The sequence below is a fragment of the Kitasatospora sp. NPDC057512 genome (assembly GCF_042802135.1).
Taxonomy (GTDB): domain Bacteria; phylum Actinomycetota; class Actinomycetes; order Streptomycetales; family Streptomycetaceae; genus Kitasatospora.
Genome location: NZ_JBHVET010000233.1, coordinates 1 through 11030, shown reverse-complemented (window position 1 = coordinate 11030; position 11030 = coordinate 1). Strand labels below are relative to the sequence as shown.

The window sequence follows — 11030 nt, the reverse complement described above, 5'->3', positions numbered from 1 at the left end:
CCCTTGCTCAGGCCCGCCTTCTGCGAGCAGACGGGCCAGGCGCCCGCACCCTGCGAGGCGAGGACCTTCTCCGCGACGGCGATCTGCTGCTCCTTGGTCGCCTTGTGCGCCTGGGAGGCGTACGCGGTCCCGCCGTACGCGGCCCAGGTGGACGGGCTGAACTGCAGTCCTCCGTGGAAGCCGTTGCCGGTGCTGGTGCTCCAGTTCCCGCCGCTCTCGCACTGGGCGACGGCGTCCCAGGTCGAGGCGGTAGCGGCGGAGGCCGAGGTGGCCGTGACGAGGCCGGCCACCGGCAGGGCCGCGACGGCGGCGCCCGCGAGGACCGCCATCCGCACGCGGTGGCGCTTGGTGGTGGCGGTGGTGTCGGTGGCAGCGGCGGTCTCGTGACGGGGATTCATACAGTTCCTCTCGACAAGTCCCGGGTGGGCATGCGGAACCAGGCCCGGGACATGGGCCGGCAGTCTTTCGCTCACCTCACTCGACGGGCGGCCGGACACGTGTCGGACGTGCCGTGCCGCCCCGGTCACCTCCGCACGCCGACGGCCTGTTCGAGCCGGCCTCGTCGGCGGGCACCGCCCTCACGCCGCGGGTCAGTCGGCGGGCAGTGCGTCGGGGTGAACCCGGGTGGCGCTCGTTGCGCCGCCAATGAAGCTAGGGGGCATCACCCGGACGCAGCAAGCAATTCTTCGACGTCGCAGGTCAGTTGACTGTTACCGGCGGTACGGGTCAAAAAATCATGCCCGATTTGACCATTTTTGACCAGGTTTCCAAGATCAAACGGTCAAATTCCGTGCCCTCACTCACACCTGTCCGCGCGAGAAAGCCGTCACACCATCCACGCGGAGGAACCGTCAGCTGACGCACCGTCACCACCGCACCCGGAGTTCCCGGTTCCGCGCCGCCATCGAGTGGCATCCGTCACGCTCGACACGTATAGCGATCACGCGAACACCGTCAGCGACGGCCGTCGAGCTCCGCATCCCGCGCCAACAGCGCCGCCTGGACCCGGTTATCGCAGCCCAGCTTGGCCAGGATCCGGCTGACGTAGGTCTTCACCGTCGCCTCGCTCATGTGGATCCGCGCCCCCGCGTCGGCGTTCGACAGACCCTCTCCGAGCAGGGCCAACACCTCCAGCTCGCGCGGGGTGAGCACCTCCAGCCGGCGCCGCGCCGCGACGGCGCGGGCGGCCAGCGAGGCGCTGCGCCCGGAGGCCAGCGAGTCGACGATGTGCCGGGTCGCGGCCGGGGAGAGGAAGGCGTTCCCGCCCGCCGCCGCCCGGACGGCCTGGATCAGCTCGTTCGGCGCGGTGTCCTTGAGCAGGAAGCCGGCACCGCCCTCGGTCACGGCGCGCAGGACGTTCTCGCGCTCCCCGAAGGTGGTGAGGATCAGCGCCCGCGCGCCGGGGGCGACCTTCGCCAGTTCCCCGAGCGCCGTCAGCCCGTCCATCACCGGCATCTGGATGTCCAGCAGCACCACGTCCACCCGGTGCGCCCGCGCGAGCTCCAGCGCCTCCCGCCCGTCGGCGGCCTCCGCGACCACCTCGATGTCCTCGGCGGAACCGAGGATCATCCTGATTCCGGCCCGGATCAGCGGCTCGTCGTCGGCGACGAGGACTCGGATCACGCTGGTCATTCCCCTCGAACGGTGCTGTGGGCTGCGGCACCATCCTCACATCCCGGCAGGACCGTTCCGAACCACCCCGTTCCGGACCACCGTGATCCGAAACCGGCCCGGCCCGCCCGGCCGGGGCATCCGCCCGCGCACGGGGGCACTCAACCGCTGATCACGTACTCCTGTTTCTCCACCAGTGCCCCGTCCCGGAAGCAGAATCGCGCCACGTGCTCCTCGTTCCAGCCGGCGCCGGGCGCACCGTTCAGGGCGAACCAGCGGCAGTGCGCGCCCTCCGGGATCTCGGGTCCTGTCCCCTTATACGTGTCGGTGATGAAGTCGTTGCCGCGCGGCAGCGTCTGCAGCACCTCGGCCTCGGCGGTGCCCACCCTGATCTGGTCGTACATCGGCTGCTGCACGGTCGCGTCGTTGGTGCCCTTGACGAAGGCGACCACGCCCCAGACCGCCAGACCGAGCACGGTCACCGCGACCGCGACCACCCCGACGGCGCAGCCCATCGCCGGACTGCGCCGCTTGCGCTCCGGCTCCTCGGCGGGCGGCAGGCCGTCCAGCATCCAGTCCTCGCCCCCGTCCGCCCCCGCGGCCGCCGCGTCCTGCTCCGCCCCTTCGTAGGGGAGCACGGCCGCCAGCCGGAAGCCCTGCTCCGGCGTGGGCCCGGCGTGCACCATGCCGCCGACCAACCGGGCGCGCTCCCGCAGGCCGGTCAGCCCCTGACCGCCGCTGACCGCCGCGCCCGCGCCGACGCGTGCCCCCACGAGCTCCGGTGCGCGGGCGTTGGTGACCTCCACCACCAGCGCGTCCGGCTCGTACCGCAGCGCGACGCCGATCGGCGCGCCGGGGGCGTGCTTGTGCGCGTTGGTGAGCGCCTCCTGCACGATCCGGTACGCCGCGTGGTCGACGGCGGCCGCCAGCGGACGCCGCTCCCCCTCCACGGTGAGGTCGATCCCGGCCCCGGCCGCCCGGGAGGACTCCACCAGCCCCTCGATCCCGTCCACCCCGCCCCGGGCCGGCGCCCCGGCACCCGTCCCGGTGGCGGCCGGCCCGGCGGTGGGCACCCCCGCGGCCGCCGAGGCGGTGGCCGGCACCGCCGTCGACTCGTCGTGCAGCACCCCGACCACCTCGCGCAGCTCGCGCATCGCCGCGACCGCCGCCTGCCGCAGCACCCCGACCGCCTCGCGCTGCCGGTCGGTGAGCGTCCGGTCCACCTCCAGCGCGCCCGAGTGCACCGAGATCAGTGCCAGCTGGTGGCCCAGGCTGTCGTGCATGTCCTGGGCGATCCGGTGCCGCTCGCGCAGCCGCGCCTGGTGCACCACCATGACCCGCTCGCGCAGCAGCTGCTCGTTGCGCTCGCGCAGCGCGTCCAGCAGGGCGCGGCGCTGCGCCCGGTAGCGGCCGTAGAGCGCGGGCAGCACGGCCACCACCAGGAAGGCCCCGAACGACAGCGGCAGCAGCAGCTTCGGCGAGAACGAGGCGCCCTCCTTCAGCACGCCCGTCATGGTGAACAGCGCCCAGCCCACCACGAAGGTGCCGACCAGCGACCAGACCCGGCGGATCCGCGCCCCGGCCGTCCAGCCCGCGCAGACCAGCATCGGGATCGGGCCGACCGCCCAGCCGGCGGCGGCCGCGACGACGACCAGCACGGTGGCCGGCAGTCCCTTGCGCAGCACCCACGCCACCGCGACCCCGACGCCGACGAGCACCGCCTGGCCGGTGTTGGAGAGCAGCTCCAGCAGCGCGGCGAAGCCGCCCATCACCAGGGCGAGCAGTGCCTCGCCCACGACCCGCCGGGGCCGCCAGGGCCCCGGCAGCGCCGTCCGTACCGCCGTGTTCCAGGCCCGCGCGATCGCTTCCACACGTCGAGGCTATCGGTTGGGCCGGGGCACCCGCCGTCCTCCTTCGTCGCCGCCCCCGCCGACGAAAGTCGCCTGGTCGGCCCCGTCCCGGTGGCCTGCCCGCCCTGTCCGAACGGCGCGGCCGCTCAGCCGAAGGCCGTGAGCAGCAGCGCCACGTCGTCCACCCGGCGGGCGGAGCCGACCTCGCGCAGCAGCCGCTCGGCCGCCTGCTCCAGGCCCTCCCCCGCCGCCGCCCGGGCCAGCGCGGCCCGCAGCCGGTCCACGCCCTGGTCGATCGCCACCGCCGGGTCCTCCACCAGCCCGTCGGTGTAGAGGGCGAGCACCGCTCCGCTGCCCAGCCGCAGGTCGCTGACCGGGTAGTCGGCCCGCTCGTCCACCCCGAGCAGCGGCCCGCCCGGGACGTACAGCGCCTCGGCCCGTCCGCCGGGGTGGCGCAGCACCGGCGGGAGGTGCCCGGCCCGGGCGATCCGGCCGAGCCCGACGGCCGGGGTGAGCCGGACCAGGCAGCAGCTGGCGAGCAGCCCGGGGTCGAGGTCGAGCAGCAGCCGGTTGGTGCGGGCGAGCACCTCGTCGGGCGGGTCGCCGCCGGTGGCGAAGGCGCGCACGGCGCTGCGCAGCTGCCCCATCGTGGCGGCCGCGCCGACGCTGTGGCCCTCGACGTCGCCGATCACCAGGGTGACGTCCCCGCCGGTGACGATCGCGTCGTACCAGTCGCCGCCGATCTCCATGCCCTGGGTGCCGGGCAGGTAGCGGGCGGTGATCCGGATGCCGGGCACCTCGGGCAGCCGGTGCGGCAGCAGCGCCTGCTGCAGGCCGCGGGCCAGGGCGAACTCGGCGTCGTACAGCCGGGCGCGCTCCAGGGCCTGGGCGATGAAGCCGCCGAGCGCGGTGAGCAGGCCGCGCTCCTCCACGGTGAAGGGGCGCGGCAGGTCGAAGCCGACGATGCAGGTGCCGACCGCCCGGCCGGAGGCGATCAGCGGCAGGAAGGCCCAGGCGCCCATCTCGTCCAGGGCCAGGCCGGGGTAGGTGGCGGCGAGTTCGCGCACCGACTCGAAGAAGACCGGGGTGCCGGTGCTGAGCGTCTCCGCGCCGGGCACCCGGGTGTCCATCGGGATGCCCTCGAAGGCGTCCAGGAAGCCGTCCGGGTAGCCGGTCTGCGAGAGCAGGTGCAGGCGCTGGTCGCGCACCGCGTAGATGGCGAGCTCCTGGCCGCCGAAGGCCGGCAGGAGCTCCCCGGCCACCGCCCGGCAGACGTCCCGGACGGTGACCGCCTCGGTGAGCGCGCTGGCCAGCTGGAGCAGGTGGTGGGTGCCGCCCATCCCGGTGCGGGCGGCGGGCGGCGGCGGGACGGCGGCCGGCTCGGCGGCGCCGGGCGGCGCCTCGGCCGCGACCACCCGGGCGGTGACGCCGTGCGGGTCCGGGTAGAGCGAGAAGGCGAGCCAGCCGTCCGGCGGGCGGGCGGCCAGGAAGGCGGTGGGCCGCTGGGAGAGCTGGGCGGCGCGGTAGCGGTTCTCGTAGAAGGGGTCGGCGAGCCAGGGCAGCGCGTCCCACGGGGGGCGGTGGACCAGCTCCTCGCGGCGGGCCCGGAGCAGCGGCTCGACGGCGCGGTTGGCGTAGCCGATCCGGCCGTCCTGGTCGAGCGCGAACACGCCCTCGGGCAGCCGGTCGACGGCGGCCGCGGCGGCGCTCAGGCTCCGGAGGTCCAGCACCGCGCCGACCAGGTGGGTCCGGCCGTCGGAGATCGCCCGGGGCACCCGGGCCCACAGCTCCACCGGGTACGGCAGGCCGTCCGGGCCGAGCACCCGGACCCGGGCGGCCAGTACCTCGCCGCGCTCCAGCGCGATCCGGGCGGCGGCCCGGAAGCCGGGCAGGTCGCCGGGGGCGACGCGACGGCCCAGGGCGGCCACCGTGCCGTCGAACTCGCCCGGTCCGAAGCCGAAGATCTCCAGGAACTGGGTGTCGGCGGCGAGCGCCCCGGTGGCCACGTCCCAGTCGAACATCCCGACCCGGGTGGTCGGCACCGACGGCGGCGGCAGCTCCACCACGGCCGCCTCGCAGCCCGGCTCCACCGACTGCCCGGACTCCGCCAACCCGGCCAGGCCGTCGGCCAGTTGGGCGGCCGCCTCGGCCAGCTGCCGGGCGGCCGGCGCCGCCGGCCCCTCGTCCGAGGCCGGCCACAGCGCGGTCAGCACCCCGAACCGCTCCCCGCCTCGGCCCACCGGCTCGCAGGCGGAGGCGAAGTCGTACGGCAGGCCGACCGCGAGCTGCGGGAAGCGCCGCATGGTGTCCTCGGCGTCGGTGAGGACGACGGCGCGCCCGGTGCGGAAGGCGACCGCGGCCGGCAGCGGCCCCTCGGCGGCCACCCGCCGGAACGGGCCCATCACCGACAGCGGCACGCCCGCGATGGTGCGCAGCACCAGCGAGCGTCCGTCCCGCGAGCGCAGGTACACCATCGAGCCGTACGCCCCGGTCGACTCCAGCACCCGGCGCACGGCCCGGGCCAGCAGCTCGTCCCGCCGGTGGTCCGCCCGCCGGGCCGTCTCCCGGACGGACGGCGGGGCCGCCCGGCCGGTCTCCGCGCCGGCCCCGGGCTCCTGCGGCCGGTCCGGGCCGGGCCGCGCCCCAGGGGCCCCGCCGGTCGCGTGCGGATGGCGCATGCTCTTTTGCTACGCCCGGCCCGCACCGGTGTCAAGGCGAGCCCGCACCGGCCCCGAGCTGCCCCGGGGCCCGCCGTGCACCAGCATGGACGGCATGCCGAGCGAACCCCGCCGCACCACCGTGGTCAACCTCAAGGGCCACCGCGACGACCCCGGGTACCGGGACGTCGTCTACGTCGGCCGCGCCATGCACCGCGGCGGCTGGCACCTCGCCGAGTCCCCGCTGCACTGCCCCTACCACCCCGGCCCGGACCTCACCCGCGAGGAGATGGTCACCAAGTACCGCGCCCACCTGCTCGCCCACCCCGACCTGCTCGCCCTCGTCCCACCCCTGCGCGGCCACCGCCTCGGCTGCTGGTGCGCCCCGCTCCCCTGCCACGCCGACGTCCTCGCCGACCTCGCCGACCACCCGCCTGCGTGATCCTCTTCCCCACCTCTTCCACCATTTCGTATGCATAGCTGCCTGTTCGATATTCTCCGGGCGGGTGGCGGCGTGGGGCCGCCGGTGGGGAAGCGAGAGCCGTATGCAGTCGTCGTCCGGGGGTCCCGCGAGCGGGACGGCGTGGCAGTGGGACGAGGGGACGGACGGCGGCGGGGCCCCCGAGGACGTGATCGCGGGCGGCGGGGAGCGCGCGCGGCCGAGCCGGCGCCGGCTGCTGCTCGGGGCCGGGGTGCTCGCGGCGGGCGGGGCCGCCTGGGCGTTCGGCCGTTCGGGTGTCGGCGGGGCCTTCCCCTCGCCCGGGCCGACCAGGCCGGTTCCGACCGCGCTGTCCGGGCCGACGCCGCTCTGGACGTACCGCGGCCCGGAGGCGATGACCCCGGAGCGCCTCACCGATCCGCCGGGCCGCCCCGTCTACCTCTCCAGGAACGGTCTGCAGGTCCTCGACCACGAGAAGGGCACCGCCGCCCGGCTGCTGGTCTTCGATCCGCCGCCCTCCCGCAGCTGGCCCATCGACGGCGACGTGCTCGGCAAGGTGGTGGTCGGGCCCGACCACCTCTTCACGATCTACGAGGGCCACCTCGACGCCCGCCACTTCACCGACCCGGCCGGCGACTGGAGCCTGCCGCTGCCCGACGAGCTCCAGGGCCAGGTCCGCCTCGCCGGCTACGACCGCCAGGCCCCCGGCGTCCTCTACGGCTACGCCTGGGGCCGCCCGCGGGCCGACGGCACCCCGTCGGAGAACCGCCTCTTCGCGCTGCGGGTCACCGACCGCTCCCTGCTCTGGTCCGTCCGCACCGGGCAGACGGAGCAGCCCGTCACGCCCGCCACCCACACCGGAGGCGGCCTCCTCGCCTGCCTCCGCTTCCTCGGCGGCCGCGCCGAGGTGGTCGCCCGGGACGCCGCCACCGGCCGCGAGCTGTGGACCGCCCCCGGCGAGGAGGACCTGCGCTGGTGCGTCGCCGGCTCGGGGGGCTTCCTCGTCCCCGACGGCAACGGCGGCGTGCGCAGGCTGCGTCCCACCGGCGAGCCGGGCTGGACTTACGCACCCCACCGGGGCGAGTCCTGGCGGGCGCTGCCGCCCCTCGAACACGGCGGCCGGGTGTACGTCCCGTGGGACCAGGGCGTCGTCAGCTGCCTCGACGTGTCCTCCGGCGCGGAGCTCTGGTCCTGCCGGCTGCCGTTCCCGCTGGACCGCCGCAGCCGCCCGCTGGTCGCCAAGGACACGCTGTTCGTCCCGGGTACGGCGGCCGGCGGGGTCAGCGCGATCCACCCCGCGACCGGCGAGCTGGGGTGGACCTTCCACGACTCCGGTCCGGGGAAGGACGTCTGGACCCTCGCCACCGACGCGGCCCACCAGTTCGACGGCACCCGGCTGTACGCGGGCCACGACGACGTCCTGCACGCCCTCCCCCTGAACTGAGCGCCCCCACGACTGAACTGAGCGCCCCCACGACACGGCAGGACGGCCCGATGCAGGTACGCCCGATCTCCCCCGACAACCTGGCCGAGCTGCTCGCCGACCGCGTCGCCGCCCTGCCCGACGCCCGCGCCCGGCGCCTGCGGGTGGCCGTGGACGGCGCGCCGGCCGCCCGCCCCGGGGCGCTCGCCGACGCGCTGGTGGAGCCGCTGCGGCTGCGCGGCCACCCGACGCTGCGGGTCTCGGCCGCCGGCTTCCTGCGCCCGGCCTCGATCCGGCTGGAGTACGGCCACCAGGACGCGGACGCCTTCCACGACCTCTGGCTGGACGACGGCGCCCTGGCGCGCGAGGTGCTCGACCCGCTGGAGCCGGGCGGCAGCGGCCGCGTCCTGCCCTCCCTGCGCGACCCGGCCACCGACCGGTCGACCCGCGCCCCGTACACCGAACTCCCGCCCGGCGGCGTGCTGTTGCTGGACGGCGCGCTGCTGCTCGGCCGCTGGCTGCCGCTGGAGCTGACCGTCCACCTGGCGCTCGGCCCGGCCGCGCTGGCCCGCCGTACCCCGGCCGACCAGCAGTGGACGCTGCCCGCCTTCGCCCGCTACGAGGCGGAGACCGGGCCCGCCGCGACGGCCGACGTCACTGTCCGGGTGGACGACCCGCGCCACCCCGCGCTGGTCGAGCGGCCGTGACCTCCGGGGCCGGGCCCCGCTGGCAGTACGGGCACCAGAACACCGTCCGGTCGCGCGGCGGCGAGCCCTGGCGCCCGGTGGCGACGGGGGTGACGCAGCGCGGGCAGGGCCGTCCGGCCCGGCCGTAGACCCAGTGCTGGTAGCCGGGCCGGGTGTCGCCGGTGGTGATGTGGCCGGGGCGCAGCTTGTTGGCCTCCAGCATCTGCCGGGCTCGCTCCACCAGCCGGTCGGGGTGCGGGAGTTCGCCGACCTCGGTCCACGGCGTCACGCCCGCGACGAAACACAGTTCGTTCGCGTAGACGTTGCCGATCCCGGCGAGGTTGCGCTGGTCGAGCAGGGCCTCGACGACCGGGCGGCCCGGGTGGGCGAGGAGCCGGCGGACGGCCTCGACCGGGTCCCAGTCGGAGCCGAGCAGGTCGGGGCCGAGATGGCCGACGATCCGCCGTTCGTCGGCGGTGCGCAGCAGTTCCACGACGGGCAGCCGGTAGCCGACGGCGGTGCCCCGGTCGGTGCCGAGCACGGCGCGGATCTGCCACTCCGGGCCGCCGGTCCACCGCTCGCCGGGCCGGTAGACCACCCAGCGGCCGTCCATCCTCAAGTGGGTGTGCAGAGTGAGGCCGCCTTCGAAGCGGGCGAGCAGGTGCTTGCCGCGCGGGGCGACCTCCAGCACCCGGCGGCCGGTGAGGTCGGCGGTGGCGTGCGCGGGCACCCGCAGGTCGGCGCTGGTCAGCGGCTGTCCGGCGAGGGCCTCGTGCAAGTGGGCCGCCACGCGGTAGACGGAGTCACCTTCTGGCATGCCTCCATTCTGGTCCGCGCGGCGGCCCGGCGGGGCACCGCCCCCGGCCGCGCTACTCCGACTGCTCGGCGGCGCCGTGGGCCTCGCGCACCACGACCACCGGGCAGGGCGCGTGCTCGGTGAGGTGGCGGCTGACCGAACCGAGCAGCACGCCGGAGAAGCCGCCCAGGCCGCGGCTGCCGACGACGAGCAGCGCGGCGCCCTTGGCGGCCTCCAGCAGCGCCTGGGCGGCGTTGCCGGGCATCACGCTCTCGGTGATCCGCACGCCGGCGTCGTCGCCGGCCACCTTGGCGACGGTCTCGCTGAGGGTCTTCCCGGCGAGCTCCTCGGGGTTGAAGGCCTCGACGGTCGGCACGCCCGCCCCGGCCCAGCCGTAGAAGGCCGGGTACTCCCAGGCGGCGATCGCGTGGACCGTCCCGCCGACGGCCCGCGCGTAGTCGATCGCCCAGCGCAGCGCCTGCTCCGAGGCGGGCGAGCCGTCCACGCCGACGACGATCCGGGGATTGGCACTCATGCCCTTGCTCCTTCGGTTGCTCCTGATCGGTCCCGACCCTCCGAACATAGATCAAATCGGACAAACGGTCGGTATCTGCCACGCCGGAAGCGCCCCGTCGCATTCAATTCCAGTGCGCCCGGCCTGCCACGCCTGCGAGCATCCCGGATGCCGAACGAGCCCCGCCGCCGCACCGGCGACCGGATGCCGCTCTGCCTCGCGGTGCGCTGCCGGTCCGCTGCCGACCCACCGCCTGGGGTCAACTCCGGTAGGCCGCCCAGATGTTGGCCATCCGTTGGACCTGTCCCGGGGTGAACCGGGTCATGCAGGAGTCGTAGCTGTAGTCCATGAAGTTGTGGATCGGATCGAGCCCCGGGCCGGGGCAGGTGTCCCGGCCCTCGGGGCAGCCGGAGGCGCCGGTGCGTTCGGCCGGGGTGTCCTCCACGTAGTCGCCCGGGGCCCGGCAGCCGTTCTGGAAGGTGTGGAAGAGGCCGAGCCAGTGGCCGATCTCGTGGGTCGCGGTGTCGCCCTCGTCGTAGTGGACGGCGGAGCCGCCCGGCAGGGAGGCGTCGAGCACCACCACGCCGTCGTCGGTCGGGTGCGTCCGGTAGGCGTTCGGGAAGGTCGACCAGCCGAGCAGGGAGTCGCCGAGCCGGGCGGTGTAGAGGTTGAGGGTGCCCTGGTCGCCCTTGCGCAGGGCGGTCTTCATCGCCTGCTCGGCCGAGGAGCCCGGGGTCATGCCGGTGAACCAGGAGGCGTTGTCGCTCCAGTCGGTGCCGACCAGTTCGAAGTGGAACGGGCTCGGGACGTTGCCCTCGCCCTGGCCGCCGTAGCTCTCGTTGAGGTGGTCGATCTGGCCCGCGACGGCGGCCTGGTCCAGCCGCCCCTCGTCGCCGTCGTGGATCACGTGGAAGTAGACCGGGATCGTGGTCGGGGCGCCGGACCGGACCCGGCCGACGCCCAGTTCGGCCAGGCGCTGGGCGAGGTCCGCCTGCATCGCCCGGGCCTGCCGGGGGCTGACCGCGTTCGGGTCCCGGTCCGGCCGGCTGCCGGC

The 11030-nt window shown here is 75.5% G+C and carries 10 protein-coding genes; 3 read left to right on the top strand and 7 right to left on the bottom strand.

The genetic code is table 11. The features are described 5' to 3' along the window. From ACFU6K_RS17405 to ACFU6K_RS17390, 4 genes are all read right to left on the bottom strand, one after another. The coding region (locus tag ACFU6K_RS17405; protein ID WP_380663895.1) for a transglycosylase family protein at window positions 1–329 on the bottom strand (329 nt) is incomplete at its 3' end. A gap of 625 nt (window positions 330–954) precedes the next feature. After that, window positions 955–1623, bottom strand: coding sequence for a response regulator (locus tag ACFU6K_RS17400; protein ID WP_380663894.1), 669 nt, complete (start codon window positions 1621–1623; stop codon window positions 955–957). 149 nt (window positions 1624–1772) lie between these two features. After that, window positions 1773–3482, bottom strand: a complete 1710-nt coding sequence (locus ACFU6K_RS17395; RefSeq protein WP_380663892.1) for a sensor histidine kinase — start codon at window positions 3480–3482, stop codon at window positions 1773–1775. Window positions 3483–3607: 125 nt separating this feature from the next. Continuing rightward, window positions 3608–6139 carry a SpoIIE family protein phosphatase gene (locus ACFU6K_RS17390; protein ID WP_380663891.1) on the bottom strand — a complete coding sequence of 844 codons (2532 nt, stop codon included), beginning with the start codon at window positions 6137–6139 and terminating at the stop codon, window positions 3608–3610. Between the two features lie 94 nt (window positions 6140–6233). On the opposite strand from ACFU6K_RS17390, the gene ACFU6K_RS17385 reads away from it, so the two are divergent. From ACFU6K_RS17385 to ACFU6K_RS17375, 3 genes are all read left to right on the top strand, one after another. After that, complete coding sequence (locus tag ACFU6K_RS17385) at window positions 6234–6560, top strand: DUF4326 domain-containing protein (protein WP_380663889.1); 327 nt, start codon at window positions 6234–6236, stop codon at window positions 6558–6560. Between the two features lie 103 nt (window positions 6561–6663). Then, entirely contained in the window at window positions 6664–8001 is a 1338-nt protein-coding gene (locus ACFU6K_RS17380) for a PQQ-binding-like beta-propeller repeat protein (RefSeq protein ID WP_380663888.1), read from the top strand. A gap of 50 nt (window positions 8002–8051) precedes the next feature. Beyond that, window positions 8052–8687: a uridine kinase gene (locus tag ACFU6K_RS17375; RefSeq protein ID WP_380663886.1), complete on the top strand. Its 636-nt coding sequence runs from the start codon at window positions 8052–8054 to the stop codon at window positions 8685–8687. Here ACFU6K_RS17375 and ACFU6K_RS17370 read toward each other — a convergent pair. From ACFU6K_RS17370 to ACFU6K_RS17360, 3 genes are all read right to left on the bottom strand, one after another. Further along, window positions 8635–9483 (bottom strand): DNA-formamidopyrimidine glycosylase family protein, encoded by an 849-nt coding sequence (locus ACFU6K_RS17370; RefSeq protein WP_380663885.1) that lies wholly within the window; start codon window positions 9481–9483, stop codon window positions 8635–8637. The two genes, ACFU6K_RS17375 and ACFU6K_RS17370, sit on opposite strands and share 53 nt — an antisense overlap. 52 nt (window positions 9484–9535) lie before the next feature. Next, window positions 9536–9997, bottom strand: a complete 462-nt coding sequence (locus ACFU6K_RS17365; RefSeq protein WP_049659205.1) for a universal stress protein — start codon at window positions 9995–9997, stop codon at window positions 9536–9538. Between the two features lie 238 nt (window positions 9998–10235). After that, a partial coding sequence (locus ACFU6K_RS17360; RefSeq protein WP_380663882.1) for a zinc metalloprotease occupies window positions 10236–11030 on the bottom strand: 795 nt, incomplete at its 5' end.